At 64.7% G+C, this 17323-nt stretch carries 15 protein-coding genes; 6 read left to right on the top strand and 9 right to left on the bottom strand.

The genetic code is table 11. The annotated features are described in order from the left end of the window. Positions 1-104: 104 nt before the first annotated feature. The 5 genes from AB4Y80_RS12865 (at position 105) to AB4Y80_RS12845 (ending at position 6382) form a co-directional block, all read left to right on the top strand. Positions 105-1625, top strand: a complete 1521-nt coding sequence (locus AB4Y80_RS12865) for an aldehyde dehydrogenase family protein (RefSeq protein WP_442214605.1) — start codon at positions 105-107, stop codon at positions 1623-1625. A 50-nt stretch (positions 1626-1675) separates the two neighbouring features. Further along, positions 1676-3643 (top strand): primary-amine oxidase, encoded by a 1968-nt coding sequence (locus AB4Y80_RS12860; protein WP_442214604.1) that lies wholly within the window; start codon positions 1676-1678, stop codon positions 3641-3643. A gap of 65 nt (positions 3644-3708) precedes the next feature. After that, positions 3709-5178, top strand: coding sequence for an APC family permease (locus tag AB4Y80_RS12855; protein WP_442214603.1), 1470 nt, complete (start codon positions 3709-3711; stop codon positions 5176-5178). A 145-nt stretch (positions 5179-5323) separates the two neighbouring features. Continuing rightward, the gene (locus AB4Y80_RS12850; protein ID WP_442214602.1) at positions 5324-5905 is read left to right on the top strand and encodes a hypothetical protein; all 582 of its coding nucleotides are present in this window, start codon (positions 5324-5326) and stop codon (positions 5903-5905) included. A 78-nt stretch (positions 5906-5983) separates the two neighbouring features. After that, entirely contained in the window at positions 5984-6382 is a 399-nt protein-coding gene (locus AB4Y80_RS12845) for a VOC family protein (RefSeq protein WP_442214601.1), read from the top strand. A gap of 81 nt (positions 6383-6463) precedes the next feature. Here the strand turns inward: AB4Y80_RS12845 and AB4Y80_RS12840 are convergent, their stop codons facing one another. From AB4Y80_RS12840 to AB4Y80_RS12820, 5 genes are all read right to left on the bottom strand, one after another. Next, a complete protein-coding gene (locus AB4Y80_RS12840) occupies positions 6464-8374 on the bottom strand; it encodes a S53 family peptidase (RefSeq protein ID WP_442214599.1) in 1911 nt (636 codons plus the stop codon). Positions 8375-8537: 163 nt separating this feature from the next. Further along, positions 8538-9272, bottom strand: coding sequence for an SDR family NAD(P)-dependent oxidoreductase (locus AB4Y80_RS12835; RefSeq protein WP_442214598.1), 735 nt, complete (start codon positions 9270-9272; stop codon positions 8538-8540). Between the two features lie 38 nt (positions 9273-9310). Further along, positions 9311-10300, bottom strand: a complete 990-nt coding sequence (locus AB4Y80_RS12830; protein WP_442214597.1) for an acyl-CoA thioesterase — start codon at positions 10298-10300, stop codon at positions 9311-9313. Between the two features lie 139 nt (positions 10301-10439). After that, on the bottom strand, positions 10440-12089 hold the full coding sequence (locus AB4Y80_RS12825; RefSeq protein ID WP_442214596.1) for a DUF5671 domain-containing protein: 1650 nt from the start codon (positions 12087-12089) through the stop codon (positions 10440-10442). A 2-nt stretch (positions 12090-12091) separates the two neighbouring features. Next, positions 12092-12550, bottom strand: coding sequence for a hypothetical protein (locus tag AB4Y80_RS12820; RefSeq protein ID WP_442214594.1), 459 nt, complete (start codon positions 12548-12550; stop codon positions 12092-12094). Positions 12551-12715: 165 nt separating this feature from the next. Here AB4Y80_RS12820 and AB4Y80_RS12815 point away from each other — a divergent pair, with 165 nt between their 5' ends. Then, positions 12716-13435: an IclR family transcriptional regulator gene (locus AB4Y80_RS12815; RefSeq protein WP_442214593.1), complete on the top strand. Its 720-nt coding sequence runs from the start codon at positions 12716-12718 to the stop codon at positions 13433-13435. A 99-nt stretch (positions 13436-13534) separates the two neighbouring features. Here the strand turns inward: AB4Y80_RS12815 and AB4Y80_RS12810 are convergent, their stop codons facing one another. Genes AB4Y80_RS12810 through AB4Y80_RS12795 form a run of 4 tightly spaced genes read right to left on the bottom strand, consistent with a single transcriptional unit; the run spans position 13535 to position 17305 of the window. Beyond that, positions 13535-14023 (bottom strand): nuclear transport factor 2 family protein, encoded by a 489-nt coding sequence (locus AB4Y80_RS12810; RefSeq protein WP_442214592.1) that lies wholly within the window; start codon positions 14021-14023, stop codon positions 13535-13537. Next, complete coding sequence (locus tag AB4Y80_RS12805) at positions 14020-15030, bottom strand: electron transfer flavoprotein subunit alpha/FixB family protein (RefSeq protein ID WP_442214591.1); 1011 nt, start codon at positions 15028-15030, stop codon at positions 14020-14022. The genes AB4Y80_RS12810 and AB4Y80_RS12805 overlap by 4 nt, the downstream gene beginning before the upstream one ends. Next, positions 15027-15812, bottom strand: coding sequence for an electron transfer flavoprotein subunit beta/FixA family protein (locus tag AB4Y80_RS12800; protein WP_442214590.1), 786 nt, complete (start codon positions 15810-15812; stop codon positions 15027-15029). Before AB4Y80_RS12800 ends, AB4Y80_RS12805 begins: the two co-directional genes overlap by 4 nt. Positions 15813-15862: 50 nt before the next feature. Next, positions 15863-17305, bottom strand: a complete 1443-nt coding sequence (locus AB4Y80_RS12795; protein ID WP_442214588.1) for an FAD-dependent oxidoreductase — start codon at positions 17303-17305, stop codon at positions 15863-15865. Positions 17306-17323: the final 18 nt, after the last annotated feature.

Genomic DNA, 17323 nt, shown 5'->3' with positions numbered 1-17323 from the left:
GATTTAATGTAACGCGAATCGAAGTAGGAAATTTTGGAATTTTTCCCGCATCCACAAGAATTGGCGGACATTGAAAGCGCCACCAGCTTAGAAAGAGGAGAACCATGAGTTCACCCACTGCATCATTGGCCGTACCCGATGCGACGCGCCCGGAAGTCCGTGCGTTCCTCTCCGGCTCGCCCCAGCTGTTCATTGACGGGGAAATGGTCGACCCGATCTCGGGAAAGACGATTCCCGTGCTGGACCCGGCAACCGGCCGGGTCATTGCCACGGCGGCCGCGGCAGGCATCGAGGATGTGGATCGCGCCGTGTCGGCGGCTCGTCGGGCCATGGAGTGGGGCGCGCCCTGGCGAAGGATGACCGCACCGGACCGTGGCCGCATCATCGAACGATTCGCCCGACTTGTTGAGGCGCACTCGGAGGAGATCGCCGACCTGGAAGTCCTCGACGGCGGAAAGGTGCGCCGGGCGGCCCTGTCCGTTGACATCCCGCTGGCCATCAGGCATCTGGAGTACTTTGCGGGCTGGTCCGGGAAGATCGAAGGGAACACCATCCCCGTCTCCATCCCTGACACCATGGTGCGAACCGAACGGGAGCCCGTCGGGGTCGTCGCGCAAATAGTTCCCTGGAACTATCCACTCCTCATGTCCATCTGGAAGATTGCGCCGGCCCTAGCCGCCGGGTGCGCGATTATTCTCAAGCCCGCGGAGAACACGCCACTGACCGGCCTTCGATTGGGACAGCTCGCCTTTGAGGCCGGCCTCCCCAAGGGCGTCTTGAATGTGCTCACCGGCTACGGGGCCGAAGCCGGTGAGGCCCTCGTCGATCACCCAGGGGTGGACAAGGTGGCATTCACCGGTTCGACCGAGGTGGGCAAGCGCATCGCGGCACGCGCCGCTTCCCAGGTGAAGCGGGTCACGCTTGAACTTGGCGGAAAGAGCCCCAATATTGTCTTTGCCGACAGTCCGGTGGAGGTGTCCGCGAAAGGCGCCAGCGATGCGATATTTTTCAATGCTGGTCAGGCCTGTGCGGCCGGCTCGCGGCTCTACATCGAGAAGGGCGTCTTCGACGACGTCATCTCGCAGATGAGTGAGATTGCCCAATCACTGGCGATCGGGCACGGGATGGAACGGTCCACGCAGCTCGGCCCACTCATCAGCCAGCGGCAGCATGAGCGTGTCCGGGGCTACATCGACGGGGCCCTTGACATGGGGGCAACCGCGGTGACCGGCGGATCCGCCCGGCCGGCATCGGCCAACCCGGAGGGCTATTTCGTGGCACCAACCATCCTCACCAACGTCAATGATTCATTTGCGGCAGTGCGGGAGGAAATTTTCGGTCCGGTGGTGGTTGCCCAACCATTTGAGAACTTGGAGGAAATTGCCCAACGGGCCAACAATTCCCCGTATGGGCTGGCCGCCGGCATCTGGACGAAGGACATCACCCGGGCCAATCGGCTGGCCAACATGCTTCAGGCCGGCACCGTCTACATCAACATGTATGGCGCAACCGACGCCGCCGCACCGTTCGGCGGGTACAAGCAATCCGGCTATGGCCGCGACATGGGCCATGCGAATTTGGAGTCGTATCTGGAAACGAAGACAATCTGGACCAATCTGGCCTGAGACGCCGGACGACAATCGACGAGTGTCGTTTGCAGAACAAAGGAGCTGTCATGACCGCAATTGAAGACTCAACCACCCTCGTGGACACCGTGAAACGGGATATTCTCGCCAGCCTGACGGGCGGGGAGATCAACCAGATTCGCAAGATTCTCTCCGAGGCGGGACTGGTGCGCCCCGACACCCGATTTGGATATGTGGGGCTGAAGGAACCCGAGAAGGTCAAGGTGCTCGCCGCGGAAGCCGGCACGGGTCCTCTTCCGGCACGCCTGGCCCGCGTCCTGCTCCTGAATACGGGGGACGGGGTTGCCACGGACGCCGTGGTTTCACTTGACGAGCAGGCAGTCATCAGCCGGGAGACCATTGACGGAACAGCGGGCCAGCTGCCGATTCTCGAGGAGGAATACGAGATTGTCGGGCCGATTCTGCTCCAAAACGACGAGTGGCTGGCCGCCTTGGACGCCCGGGGCGTCGACCCGGCCAAGACCGTCTATGTGTCCCTTTCCGCCGGTGTTTTCGGGCACGAAGACGAGGTGGGCAAACGCATCATTCGTGTCGTGTCGTTTGTGCAGAACCATCCGGAGGACCATCCCTGGGCGCATCCGATCGACGGCCTGTGCGCATATGTGGACACCATCGAACGGACCGTTCACCGGATCGTCGATGACCGGACGTTCAGCATCCCCGAGGAGCCCGGCAACTTTCAGGATCCGCAGCAGCAGGGGCCGCCGCTCACCGGTCTCAAGCCGATTCGGATAACGCAGCCCGACGGCCCCTCCTTCACCGTTGACGGGAGTCGGGTGGAATGGGCGAACTGGAAGTTCGGGATTAGCTACGACGCCCGCGAGGGCCTCATCATCCGCCAGCTCTCCTACGCCGATGAGGGTGTGGACCGGCCCGTCATGTACCGCGGCTCCATTGCGGAAATGGTGGTCCCCTATGGGGATCCATCCGCCACCAGGTATTGGCAGAACTATTTTGACACGGGTGAGTATTTATTCGGCCGCTCGGTCAACTCGCTTGAACTTGGTTGCGACTGCGTCGGGGAAATCACCTATTTTGACGCTGTTCTCAGCGACGAGCTGGGTGTTCCCAAGGTCATCAAGAACGCCGTCTGCATGCATGAAGAGGACTACGGAACCCTCTGGAAGCACACCGATGGGTACACGGGGGTGAGCGAGGTTCGCCGCAACCGCCGCCTGGTGATCAGTTTCTTTACCACGATCGGAAACTACGATTACGGTTTCTATTGGTACCTCTACCTTGACGGCACCATCGAGTGTGAGGCCAAGCTCACGGGCGTCGTCTTCACGTCGGCCTACCAGGGCGAAGGCTATCCGTTCGCCAGCGAAATCGCGCCGGGTCTGGGTGCGCCTTACCATCAGCACCTCTTCAGTGCCCGACTCGACATGACCATCGATGGCACCGACAATACGGTGCTGGAAGTGGACGCGCAGCGGGTGCCGATGGGTGCCGGGAATCCCTGGGGCAATGGCTTCACCTCGAAATCGACGGTCATCAGCACCGAGTCCGACGGTGCCCGGGACGCCAACGCAGCGGTCGGGCGGAGCTGGCACATCGTCAACAGGGGGAAGAAAAACCGCCTGGGCCGGCCGGTGGGGTATGTGTTGTACCCGGAACAGAACCCCACGCTCCTGGCGGATCCCGCGTCCTCCATTGCCTCCCGGGCGGCCTTCACCACGAAGCAGCTGTGGGTGACCCAATACGCGGCCGATGAGCAGTACCCGGCCGGAGACCTCGTCAACCAGAACCCGGGTGGTGACGGCTTGCCGAAATACATGGCGGCGAACCGGTCGCTGGAGGACCAGGACGTGGTCCTGTGGCACACCTTCGGGCCCACGCACTTCCCCCGCCTGGAGGATTGGCCCGTCATGCCGGTGGACTATTCAAAATTCACGTTGAAGCCGTACGGCTTCTTCGACCGAAACCCAACGCTCAACGTTCCGGCGTCCGCCAGTGAGCATTGTGGGGCCGGTGAGGACAGCTGCCACTGCGGTTGACGATCGGATTTCACCTGAATGAGAAAAGGTCTCTTTAATAAATACCCCCGTTGAAAGGATACAAAATGACCAGTAGTTCTGATTCAACATTTGGCGCCCCGGGTACCATCGCTCCAAGACCGGAAAAACAGGCTGACACGTCCAGTCCTCGGAAGCTACGCGGTTCCCTGGGTGTCTGGGGCATCGTGTTTATCGTCGTCGCGGCCGCGTCGCCCCTGGGCGTCATGGGGGGCACGGTTCCGATCGGCATAGGCCTTGGCAATGGCGCCGGCTTCCCCGCCATCTTCGCGCTGTGCACTGTACTTCTACTGCTCTTCGCGATCGGGTTCACCGCCCTGACTCCCTATGTGCCAAATGCGGGGGCGTTCTACTCCTATATCGGCAAGGGACTTGGTCGCTCGATCGGGTTCGGCGCGGCATTTATCGCCGTGCTGGCCTACCTCGCCGAGGTCATTGCCGTCTACGGATTGCTCGGCGGAGGGGTGGAAAGCCTCTTCCAGTCGTGGGGCATTTACGTCCCCTGGATCGTGGGTGCCCTGGTGGCATGTGCGGGCGTGACCTACCTGGGTCACCGCAACATCAACCTCTCCAAGCACGTCCTGGGTGTGCTACTGGTGGCAGAGGTGGTAATCGTGCTGGCCCTCGACGCGGCCGTCTTCCTGACCGGCGGTGACAGCGGCATGTCCACCGGTCTCGTCGTCCCGGAGGTCGTCATGTCCGGTGCGCCCGGCCTGGCCCTGCTCTTTGCGTTCCTGAGCTTCCTTGGCTTCGAGGCGACCGCCGTCTTCCGCGATGAGGCGAAAGATCCCAACCGGACGATCCCTCGGGCGACCTACCTGTCGGTCATTTTGATTGGCGTCTTTTATGTTCTCTCCACCTGGGCGTTGATCTCCGCCTGGGGCGACGATGCCGCCCTCAAGATGTCCCAGACCAACCCCGTGGCCTTGTTGCCGGATGCCACCATGCGCTACCTCGGCACCACCACGGCGCACATCGTGGAGGTGCTGTTCATCACCAGCCTCTTCGCTTGCGTCTTGTCGTTCCACAACATCGTCTCGCGCTACGTGTTCTCCCTCTCCCATCGCGGCGCCTTGCCGGCCAAGCTGGGCAAGCCGCACGACGCGCACGGCTCGCCGCACATTGCCTCCGGCATCGAATCAATTGTCGCCGTGGTCTTCCTGGTGGGTGCGGCCATCATCGGCCTGGACCCCGTCAATGAGTTGTACGCATGGTTCGCCGGCACCACCACGGTCGGGTTTATTGTCCTCCTCTTGGGCACGACCATCGCCATTCTTGTGTTCTTCGCCAAGCAACGCCGAAACAACGAACTGACCTATAGTGCCGGCCGCGTGTTCGTCGCTCCGGCGTTCGCCTTGGCGGGACTCCTGGCCGTGTTCGGCCTGGTCCTGCAGAACCTGCCCGGACTCGTGGGGGACTCGGTTCCCATCGCCATCGGGATCCTGAGCCTGCTCGCGGCCACCTTCGCCGGCGGGGTGATCCTGGCTCGCCGCCGCCCGGAGATGTCGCTGGAATAGCACGCCGAAGCCGGGCCTGCATCCATGCGGATATCAGGCCCGGCAGACGGATTGAGGGGCTGCTTTCCTAGCGGCGGGCTTGACTTCTTGGTACCTTGGACCCGGCGGCACTGGCCGCATGGGACCCTTCGCGGGAGGGTGTGTGATGTCTCCAATGCTTCATCTGGCGTCCACCGTGGGCATGGTGATCTTCACGGTCATCGGTCTTTGTTGTTCCCTGGCCGCCGCCCGGGGCGGCAGGGCAGCCGCGTGGCGACCGACGTCGGATGTGTTCGTCATGGCGGCGATGGCGGTCGCGATGGTGGATGTTGCCGTCCCGTCGGTGACCCTGCTGCCCAACGCTGTTTGGGCACTGATCCTGGTTGTGGGTGGACCCGCGGCCGCGGCGGCATCGGGAGTGCGAACGCGACGCGGGCCTGCCGTCGATCAGTTCTCCACCGCACTGGACTTGCACCGCGGCGTTTCAAGCGTGGCCATGGGGGTGCTTGTCCTGTTTATTCACGCCGACGCCCCCGGCGACCTTCTTGCCCCATTGGGTGCGCATGCGCACGGCGGTCTCGGGGCACCCGTCTGGGTTCTGACGGCCGGCATCGTCGCCTTCGCCGTGTTCTCCGTGTACGTGGTGCGCGGGGCAGTCGGAGCAGCCCGTGGCGCCGGCGCGGCCCACGCCGTCGAAGCCCTCGCTTCCGTGGCGGCCGTCGGCTGCATGGCGGCCATGCTGTATTGAACCGGATGAGCCGGCGCCGCGCCCACCGGCGGTGCCGGGGCCTGGGGTTATGCTCAAAAGGATCAATAGGAGGAATTCATGCCCAACTTTGGCACGCCGTCGCACATAGACCTGTCCGTTAACGATGCTGAATCCAGCGCGCGATGGTATTGCGAGGTGCTGGGGCTGCGGCGAGTCCGCCGGGCCGACCTCGAGAACCGCATCATGATTGTGCTTGTGCATCAGGCCACCGGGCTGATCATCGGGCTCAACCAGCACACGGCCGTGCCGGTGACCACATTTGATGACCGCAGCGTTGGCCTGGACCACATCGGGTTCAGCGTGGCCGAACGGGCGGACCTGGACGCCTGGGAGAAACAGCTCACGGCCCTGGACGTGGTGCACTCCGCGCCGGAGGACACGGCCAACGGCGCAGCCCTGGTCTTCCGCGACCCGGACAACATCCAGCTGGAGTTTTGGTGGGCGCGCCGGCACTGAGCCGGCCGCCACTGTTGGCAGGACGCGGGGAAGGGGGCCGGCGTCGACCGGCCCCCTTCCCCTTGTAGTGCTCAGTCCGCGTTACGGGGCGGGCGTGAGCCAGCCGGCCCGGGCGCTGCCCCAGCCGGTTTCGCTATCCCAGCCGGTGCCGACCTTCAGGGTGGTGTTCGTCGTGTTGAAGGAGCGCACGGAATAGACGTACCCGTCGCCGGCGTCCAGCCCGTTCACGAAGTCGACCCGGATGGCGCCCGCATCGATGCCCGCACCGGTCACGTCCCGGAACCCCGAGTGGTCGGCGTAGATCGTCGGGTTCAGCAGGCCCAATCCGTGGCCGCTGGCCTGGATCTTCAGCGCGGTCATGCCCGCGAACAGCGGCGAGGCGAGGCTCGTCCCGCCGATGCGGTAGGTGTCGTACGCCGCGGTGCCGGTGAAATTCTGGGTCTGGCCCACCAACATGCCGGTGGTCGGATCGGCGTCCATCGACACGTCGGGCAGCGCCCGGCCGCCGTTCGGGCTGTGGACGCCGGCCGCGGTCTGGTAGTCCGGCTCGGCAATGTTCGACGAGTATCCGCCGCCGCCGCCGTAGAGGAACGGCACGGTGGGCGCCCAGGCACCATTGGCGAGCCCGTACTTGGTGGTCTGCCAACCGGTCTCGCCCGTGATGCCGGTCGGCGTGATGGCCGTTGACGTGCCGCCGACGCCGGTCACGTACGGATCGGATGCGGGGTAGTCCGTCTGGGGGGAGCCAACGGACGCCGCCTCGTCACCCGAGTCGCCCGTCGAAAACGTGTAGCTGATCCCTTCGGTGGCACCCTGCAGGAAGGCGGTCTCGTAGGCAAGAAGCAGTGCCGGCCGCACGAGGTCGCCGACGCCGCCCCACGAGTTCGTCACGATGGTCGCGACGCCGTCGTCGTTAATCCGGCTGAAGGTGTCGAGGAGGTCGGTGTCCTGGCAGCTGGCGCCCGCGTAGTAGCGGATGTTCGCGGCGGGCGCCATGGCGTGCACGGCCTCGACGTCGAGCGTCTCCTCGCCGTACCATCCCGACGCGTCGCACTGCCGCGGCGACTTGTTGGCGTGCACCTGGGTAAATGAGCGGGGCAGGTTCTGGGTGAACTGGCCCTTCGCGAACGGCTGGTCGCCCGTGTCGGTCGCGTAGCGGTTCGCGTCGGCTTCGATGGTGGGGGAGGCGTAGGCGTCGGTGATCGCGACGGTCACGCCGCGCCCGTCCAGACCCGCTGCCGCACCGGCCTCATAGGAGTTGCGCAGCTGCGGCCCGGTGTAGCCGCACGGGGCGTAGGGCAGCGTGGCGCCGTTGAACTGCGGCAGGGCCGTACCATCCGGCGTCGGCAGCGTCGTCGGGTTTTGGTCGCCGTACCAGTGCGAGCAGACCGGCGCGTTGCGGAAGCCGTCACTGGGCGGCGACGGCTTCTTGGTCCGCGGTTCCACGATCGAGACGGTCGTGTCCAGCCCGGAGACGGCGATGATGGAGGCCGCGACGGAATCGGGGGCGCTCGCCGGCCCGGTGGGCGCCTGGACGCTGAGGCCGTCGTGGCTGAAGTTCGCGATGGTGACGCCGAAGGCCTTGTTGGCCGCGCCCACGCTGCCGGTGACGTCGAGGTAGCGGTGGTTCGCTTCCGCCTTGACCCGAAGACCCGAGCCGGTCAGCCAGCCGCTGACGGCGCCGACGGTCGCCGCGGTGGCGTCGAACTGCGCGTGATACTGCGCCGGCGTGAGGAAGTGGTGGGAGCTGGAGGCCGCGGTCGCGGCATCCTTCAGGGCGTTGACCCCGCCGTTCGGGGCAAGGTAGACGCGCACGCTGACGGGGGAGTTCGGGGAGGTGGTGCCGAGGTTCTTGCCGTGGGTGAGCCACCCGGGTGATGAGTTTGGAATCGGTTTCGGGGCCGGGGCGGCGTTGGCGGCGCCCGCACTGGTGACCGCCGCGACCACCGCCGCGACGACCACCATGGACACTCCGAGGAAATTTTTACGCATTCCAGGATCTCCAGACATGTGAAGGGGGCCATGTGACGATTGTCGGAAGCCCCGCTGGGTCAAGGGTAGGACTCGCTGTTTCCTGCGGCAATAGTTTTGGTGGTACCGGTGGTAGTGGATTTCGGAGACCACCGCCCTCCCCTGCGGCCCCGGTTGCTGTGGGTCAGGCGGTTCCGGCGGGGAAGGCGATGCCGGTGTGCGCTGCGAGTTTGTCCAGAAGTTCGCGCTGGAAATGGGGGTCGTGGGCGGCGCGATGCGGCTGACGTCGCTGGCGGTGATACCAATATCCGCCCGAGCGCGGGCTGATCTTGGTCTCATCGGCGGTGGCGAGCCATTCCTGGGTGCGGTGGCCTTCCTCGAGGCTGTCCGGAGCGGCGCGGCCGCCCATGCGTGTCGGCACCCAGCCCGGGTCCACGGCATGCGCCAGCGCGTCCGGGCGCCGGTCCGCCAGGGCCATGGCCAGCGCGGTGACATAGAGCTTGGAGTCCTCGTAGGCGCCGCGGTTTCCGGCCCCGGAGAGGTTAACTGAGCCGAGATCGCCGGAACCTGCCATGTGCATGGAACTGCTGAGCACGATCGACCGGCCCGGCGGCGTCAGCAGCGCCGTGAGCACATACGGGGCGACGACGTTGACGGCGAACACGTCGGGGCCGTTGAGGACGCCGGCGTTATGGATGACGGCATCGAACCGGCCGATGCGGTTCGCCCGCTGGGCGAGGGCAACGGTCTCTTTCAGGTCGGCGAGATCGGCGTAGAGAACCTCCCGCATGCGCGAGCTGTCCCTGACGCGGCTGGCATTGCGGGCGTGCAGGACGACGTCGTGCCCGGCGTCGGCAAGGGCGGTCGCGGCGGCGAGTCCCAGGCCGCCCGACGCGCCGGTGACGAGGATCAGTGACATGCCGCAGGCTCCTTTCATCGCGGGGAAACGGACACAGCCTACGGGCTTGTCGCCGTCGGGCCTGCAGCCGTCAGCAGGTGGTTTGGGAGCCTGTTTCCCGGCGCCCGGCCGCGGATTTCCAGCAGTTCCCGGGCATGGGCGTGCAGGCGCTTGTCCTCTTCGGTGACGGGAACCCAAGGGGGGACCGGGACGGAGGTGCCGGCGTCGTCCCGGGCCACCATCACGGTCAGGCAGTAGGTTGTCAGGTTCATCTCGCGCCCCTTGGGATCGCCGGAGCGGACGTGGACGGCGATGTGCATGCCCTTGGTCCCCGTGTAGACCAGCCGGGCCTCGACTTCCACGAGGTGGCCGATCAGCAGCGGCCGGTAGAACCGTACGCCGCCGGAGAACACGGCCACGGTGTCCTTTCCGCAGTACCGGGAGGCGCACACATAGGCGGCTTCATCGATCCACTTCATCACGATGCCGCCGTGGACCTTGCCGCCCCAGTTCACGTCCGTGGGGGCGGCCATGAAGCGCAGGACCACGCGTTCGGCCGTGCCCGCGTCGGTGTATTCCTGGGCCTTCATGGCCGCCACGATCTCTTCGCGGACCTTGATGCGGGCCAGGGCATGATCGCGCTGTTCGATCTCCTCCGGCGTGGCGGGTTCGAACGGCCTTACCGGCACGGGTTTGCCGTCCGCACCCACGGCGACGAATATGACCAGGCACTGACTGCGCATGGTGGGGGTGCCGCCCATGGGGTCGCCCGAGGAGACGACGGTGCGGATGTGCATCGAGGACCGGCCGGTGTAGACAATGGTCGCCTCCACGTGCACCATGTCGCCGCTGTTGACGGGGTCCGCGAAGTGGATGTTGCCCACGTAGGCGGTCACGCAATAGGACTTGGCCCAGCCCACCGCGGCGGCGTAGGCGGCCTTGTCCACCCACTCCAGCACGGTGCCGGCATCCACGGAGCCGCTGTGCCCGACGTCGGTGGGGGCCGCAAGGAAACGGAGGGTCACGGAATTGGCGGCAGTCTCACTCATGCAACGAGTTTATTGAAGTGGCGGACCGTAGGACACGGGGAGGTCTCATGGGCGGTTGGTTCCGTCACAATTCACACGCCACGCGACGGTACGTCCGTTCCCGGCGCGACAGCCGGGAGGCCTTGAAGGAGGGCCTGCGCTAAGACAGGGACGACTGTATCGGCACCACATGGACCGTCCCGTCCTCGACAAGCACCAATGCGTGTTCCACGGACGGACCCAAGGCGCTAAGAGCCGAAAGCAGCGCGGCCGGGTCGGTCGGGCCCGTACCCCGCTGATCGGTGCGGGCGGCAAACTTCCAGTTCTGGGCCACCTCTTCCGGCAGTTGCAGCGCCCGCCACCACTGTGCGTCGGCCACCACCGTGACACTGTTCAAGCTGGTTACGGTGTCCACCGCCGGTTCCGCCTGGGCGGTCACCGGCTCCATCTCCGCACGGTCGGATCGCCACAACACGAAGTGGTAGGTGGCCACGACGGCGGTGGCAATCAGCAGCCCGAGTGCCGCGCTGGTCTCTCCGATCAGGCTCGGTCCGGCCAGCTCGGGAGTAATCAGGAACCTGAAGACCCGGTAGCCGACCACCAGGAGCGCCACCAGGGCCACGACCGCACTGACGCCGAAAAACAGCACCAGGTAGATGCGGCGGGCGGCTGCCGCGGCGGGGGAGAGCGGCCGCCAGAACATCACCCAGCTCACGGCGCCGCAGGTGAAGAGTGCGAGTCCCACACGCAGTACGTCTTGGGGATCGTTGCCGACCAACGAAGGGGAAAAGGCGGAGAGCATGGCGTGGATGACCATCCCGAAGCCGGTGGCGCCGATCGACAGTGCAATGCCGCTGATCACCTGGCGTCCGAATTCGCTCGGGGTGCTGGCGTGCTGGCGAAGCACAGCGGCATGATAGATCCACACCATGAATCCTGCCAGGGCCAAGGCCCCGGACAACGGCAGCTGATCAACCACGCGCTCCCAGATGGATGCCGGGTCCACGGGAATCGGCAGGGCGGCACCGAGCGCGAACGCCAGCCCGAGCAGGGCTGCGGCCGCCGCGAATCCGATGGAGACCAGCAATATGACGGTGGCCAGGCCGGTGTCCATGGAGCGCACCCCGAGCCGGTACCAATGCCACCCCCACAGCACCGCGGCACCAACCACCCAAACAAGAAGGTTGGCAAATTCCCGCCACGAACCACCGTCGAGCAATGGGATGAGCTGATCCGTCGGGAGGATGGCTTTGAGCGAGGACCGCAGCAACGCCACCAGCGCGAAAGTCGCCACCGCCAGGGTGTAGTAGTTGCCCAGGACCCAGGCCAGGCCGTGCAACCGAGACGGGGAGTATCGCGGATTCCGCAGCACCCGGTACTGCCAGGCGAACAGCAGGCCCCAGGCCAATCCCATGCCGAGGTTATCGCTCCAGCTTGTCGTGTACCCAGCGGCCAGGGTACCGAGGAGTGCCAGCAGGGAGTTGCCGCCGACGACAAGTGCCACCACGTAGACGGCGGCCGCCTGCAACCCCCAGGCCGCCGAGGTGGATCCTGCTTCCCGGACCAGGGACGGGGCGATCCTGCGCCACAAGAGCCATGCCAGCGGACCGGCAACCAGGGTGAAGGCCAGCGCCAACGGCAGCTGTGCCGGTGCGTTCCGTTCAACGGCGAAGCCCTTGAACGAAGAGGTGAACAGGTTCGCAAGGCCGGTGGCGAAAAGCATCAGCAGGATGAAGAGCAACAGGTGGACAACTACTTGGCGAACGTTGACCACTGCCGGAGTGGGTGCGGCAGTCTTTGCAATGGACACGTCTAGAACCCCATTTCCTTGTCCGTGCACAAGGCCAGATTCCACGGGGCGCGGCTGATTTTCCACTGCCCGTCCTGTCGCTTCATTTCGAACGTATCCTCATAGGAGTTCTCGGCCAGGGAAAATGGCCCGTTCAGGTTTGAATTGGTAATGCGTACCCGAAGTTGGGCGCTATCTGAATGCTCGGTCACCTCGAGCACGTCAATCCCCATTCTGGCGTCGGTGTCGTAACTGGGGCACCGCTGCTCTCCATCCTGGACCGACAAGTGGCGCACGGTATCCCAGTCCTCGTCCAGGAAGGCGTTGATGTAGGCCTGGGCGGCGGCCGCAGGCTGCCCGGCAGGCAGTGTAGCCGGGCCCGGCCGCACGGAAACCAACAAGACGGCCGCTATGGTCAACAACCCGCACAGGGCTGTCAACACCCACAGGGCTCGGCGCGTGGCTGCAGGGATAGTAGTCATGGTTCCATTGTGCGGTCAATCATCCTGTTGGGCCCGCATCACCGAGCCTCAGGTCGGAAAAGAGTCTTTGAACAGTGTCGTCATGCTGAACCGTGCCGGTTGCGATAATCGCACGCAATGTTATGATGAGGCAGTTAATACGGGCGAAAGGAATCTGTTGTGCCAATGTCGGAAACAGCGGTACAGGAGTCGGCCATCTCCAAGACCTTTGATCGCGGGCTCCTGGCGCTGGAATATATATCGGACCATCCAGCTGGCGTGACGCTGACCCAGGTTGCCAAACACCTTGAGGTTCACCGCACCATTGCGCACCGATTAGTCGGCACGCTTGAACGCCACAATCTTGTCAAGCGCTCGGATATGAAATTAATTTCCCCGGCTATTGGGTTGATCAGACTGGCAGAATCAGTTGATCAGGACCTGCGCAAGGTGGCCCGGCCGTTGCTTCAGGTTCTGGCCGACAAGCTGGGGGCCACTGCCCACTTGATTGTGGCCACAGGTCATGGCCAGGCTCAGGCGCTGCTGGTCATGGAACCCACGAGCGCCGTGGCGCACATTGCATTCCGCGCCGGTCAGGTCCATCCCATCGACGAGGGATCGGGGGGATTGGCCATCTTGGCGGCGCGTCCCCCGGTGGAAGGGGAACGCCCCGAGGTGACCGAGGCGCGCTCACGCGGTTACGCCGTTTCCAGCGGCGAGGTCATCCCCTCGGCGTGGGGCCTGTCCGCTCACGTTCCCTCCGGAAGCGGCATTGTTGACTTCAGTATCGGCGTGACCGTTTTCCGTCCCTCGATGTTGGAGGTCTGTGCTCCTGAGGTGCTGCGCTCCGCCGCAGAACTCGGTGGGCTGCTCGGTGAGCGCCCGCGGCAATTCATGACGGTCTGACACATTGCACCGAGCACGAAAAAGTCCCTGGATTTCGTGGCGCCTGACAAACGGCACCACGAAATCCAGGGACCACTTATTCCAGGGTGGCCACCCCGACTAGGGGAGCCGAGTATAAACCGGGTCCTCGGAATTGCGCCTGGAAATAACCCAATGGGGGTCCAGCGCATCCGTGATTATTTCCTGGCGTGATTCGTCAAACACGACAATTCGATCGGCGATCCGCCATTCTCCGTTCCTTTTTTCAAAGCGGTCCACATAACGGCATCGGATGGTCGAAAGAAGTTGTGATTGAGCGCCGGGTTCCTTTTCTTGGCGCAGGTAGCATAGGCAATAGGATTCGACGTCGGCACTATCGATTCCCAAATCAATGAGTACGTTGGTGACGAAATGCTGTGAGGAGTCGATGGTCCGGTGCCGGACCTTCATGTCCTCGACCAGCCCGTCCACGGTGCCGTTGTAGCCGCCGTGGTTGTCATTGGCGTCCGGAAAGTAGCACGCGGCGACGGCGGCGAAGTCTTTTCGATCCACGGCGCGCGCATACCGGTAGAGAACCTCGGTGATGGCTTGCTTCTCGCTCAGGCTCATGCGTTTACCAGGTCCTTGTTTTGTAGGGCTTTCATCAACTGCGGGATGACAGTGAACGCGTCGCCCACGATGCCCAGGTCGGCAATGCCAAATATTGGGGCCTCGGCGTCCGTGTTGATGGCGATGATCCTCTTGGCGTTCTGCATGCCCACCCGATGCTGGATGGCTCCGGAGATGCCAATGGCGATGTACAGTTCCGGCTCAATGATCTGCCCTGTTTCCCCCACCTGTTGGCTGCGGTCGCAATAGCCGGCGTCGACGGCGGCGCGGGATGCGCCGACTGCCGCCCCGAGAGCCTCGGCCAGGTCCTGGACAAGGGCGAAGTTCTCCGCTGAGCCGAGCCCGCGCCCGCCGCCGACGACGATTGGCGCGGAACTCAGCTCCGGCCGGCCATCGGCGACCCGCTGTGCCTGTGTGGACAGGACCGTGGCATCGGCCGCAGAGGGCCCGTCGATGCCCAGCCGGGTGATCGCGCAGTCGACAGCGGCGGCCGGGGAAGCGACGTCGGAGGACGCCGTGTCCGGGCGCAGGCAGATCACCGGGGCGCCGTGGCTGACACCCGAAGCAACGGTGTACTTGCCGCCGAGAACAGCCTGGCTGGCCACGACGGCTCCATCGGCGAGCTCGACGGCAATGGCGTCAATGATCAACCCCAGGTTGCGGCGAACGGCCAGGCGGCCGGCCAGCTCCCGGCTCTTGATGCCGGAGGGCAAGAGGATTGCCCCGATTTCGGCTCCGTCTGAGTCCGCGAGGTGATCCAGTGCGGCAGCCAGGGCCGCCAGTTCGGTGGTGATCAGCTGTTCACCGGCCGGAATTTCGACGGCATACACGGCTCCCACGGTGGTCAGCCTCAGCTGCTCGATGAGACTGTCCAGATGGTGGGCTGTGGCGGCCACCACCGCCACCGGCCGTCCAATTTGTCCGGCTGCTCCAAGTATTCCGACGAATGCCGGGTCCAGCGTTCCTTCGGCGTGGTCCGCATGGACCAGCACGTCCTTGGTGCTCATACGAGTCCTTCTGCTGTGATATAGTCCGAGATCCGCACTCCGGCGAAACCGTCGTCGGCAAACTTTTCTCCGGACGTCCTGGAGGGGTTTTCACTGACCGATCGGACGACGTTCGTGCCGATCAGGCCGCCGGCTGCGGCGGGGGAGCAGCCGGCCAACGCGGCGGCGTCGAGCCCGAGAATTTTCTTGCGTTTGGCCATCATGATGCCCTTGAAGCCCGGGTATCGCGGTTCGGCAATTTGCTCGGTCACCGAGACCACGGCCGGAAGCGTGGCCTGGATCCTTTGGATGGAATCTTCCAGGACGCGCTCGCCCGTCAAGACGCCGCCGATCACGTCAAAGGCTTGAAGTGAGGTGGCCTGGGCCACATCGAGCAGTTCCGCCAGCATGGCGGGAATGGCACCCCCGCGACCATCCGTGGACGCATTTCCCGCGATGATCAGATCGAAGGGGCCGGTTGAGTGAATGCCGGTCGCCAAGAGTTGGGCCGTCCGGACCAGGTCCGCCCCGGCAAAGGATTCATCGCTGAGGTGGACCGCACGGTCCGCGCCCATCGCCAGGGCGTGCCGCAGCGCCGCGACGGCCTTCTCCGGGCCCATGGCGATGACGGTCACTTCGCCGCCATTGGCCTTGCGCAGCTGGAGGGCCTTTTCGAGTGCCCGCTCACTGATTTCGTCTACGACGGCTTCGGACGGGTCCCGGGTGATGCGTCCCGTGTGTGGATCAAGGGTCCGCGGCGATGCGGTGTCGGGAACTTGTTTTATCAGTACTGCAATTTCCATGGTTTCCTCTCGCTATTTGCCTTTGTTCGGCCGGCCGGTGGGACGGGCAGCTACGCCGGCACTTGTCCCGATGCGTGCCTTGCGTCCAGTGCCCGGGTGGCGGCATGCAGGCCGGCGATGCGGCCAAAGGTCAAGGCATGGGCCACCGAATTGCCGCCGCCAACGTAACGTTCGCCGAGGACGCCACCGGCAGCTTCGCCGGCCGCGTACAGTCCCTCAACGGGCTCCCCGAACTGATTGTGGACACGGGCGTTCTCATCAATCTGCAACCCCGTGTGGGTGCAGACCAGTTCGCCCGGGACCATCTTCACGGCGTAGAAGGGGCCCTTTTCGATCGGGGCAAGGTGTGGGTCGGCCCCCTTGGCCGTCAACGTCTGGTGGCGCAGGAAATCCGAATCCACGCCGCCGGCCAGGAGGTGGTTGAACCGGGAAGTGCTGGCCTCCAGCGCCCGCGGGTTCACGCCAATCTCTGCCGCAAGACCGGCCAGGGAATCGGAGGAGTGGACCATCCCGGCCGCGACCTGGTCCAGGACGTTTTCGGCGTTCCAGTCCGCATAGCCGGAGGGAAGGCCAAGGCGGGCGGATTCGTCAAAGATGGCCCAGGCGAATCCATCGTTGTCCTTGAGGATTCCGGGGCTGACGGCGTAGGGTGCGTCCTCGTCCATGAAACGGCGTCCCTGGGCGTTGACATACATGCGGGAAGCCGGCGGGAAGCCGCTCTGCCAGTGATGGTAGCGCTGGAAGGAAGCAGTAACCAGCAGTAGCCCCCAACCATGGCCGAACAGGGCGAGGTCGTGCTGCTCGGCGAAGCCGATGTGGTCACCCCGGCTGCCCGCAGCTGCGACCGAGAAACCGTAGGAACCGGCGCCCAGGGCCTCGGGATACAGCTTGGCCACCAGCTCCGGGTTTTGCCCGAACCCGCCGCTGGCCACCAGGACGTTGGGGGCGGTGACCTCGATGTCATCGGCAATGACGCCGCGGACTTTTCCGTCCGCGACGATGATTTCGCTGACGCGGGTGTTCAAGACCAGCTCGGCGTCCAGGCCGCGGCGTGCCCGATCCAAGGTCTGGACCAGGCCGTACCCCTGGTCCCGGGGGACGTGGCCGCGCCAGATGTCTTCGACGCCGGCACGGGTCAGGCCGGGTTCATGGGCGGTGGAGGACTTCTGTGCCGGCAGTTCCAGGCCCAGCTCCTTGAGCCATTCCACGACGCTTGCGGCTTCCTTGCAGTACGTCATGGTGGGCCCGGGCAGCACTCGCCACTGGTTGAGGTCCATGTAGTGCTGGTAGAAGCGTTCCGGCGTATCCTCCACGCCCAATTCCCGCTGGACACTGGTTCCGGCTGCCGTCAGCATCCCGGCCGACAGCTGGGTGGAACCGCCGATTTCGGCTTCGGATTCAAAGACGATGACCGACATGCCGGCCTGTGCAGCGGTTACGGCTGCTGCAAGGCCCGCGCCGCCGGCGCCTATAACAATGAGGTCGTAATCCATTGAGCTTTCCTGTCTATC

The organism is Specibacter sp. RAF43 (assembly GCF_052114065.1).
In the GTDB taxonomy this organism is placed as follows: Bacteria; Actinomycetota; Actinomycetes; order Actinomycetales; family Micrococcaceae; genus Specibacter.
The sequence above is the reverse complement of the archived record's forward strand: the minus strand, read 5'-3'. Positions and strand labels throughout refer to the sequence as shown.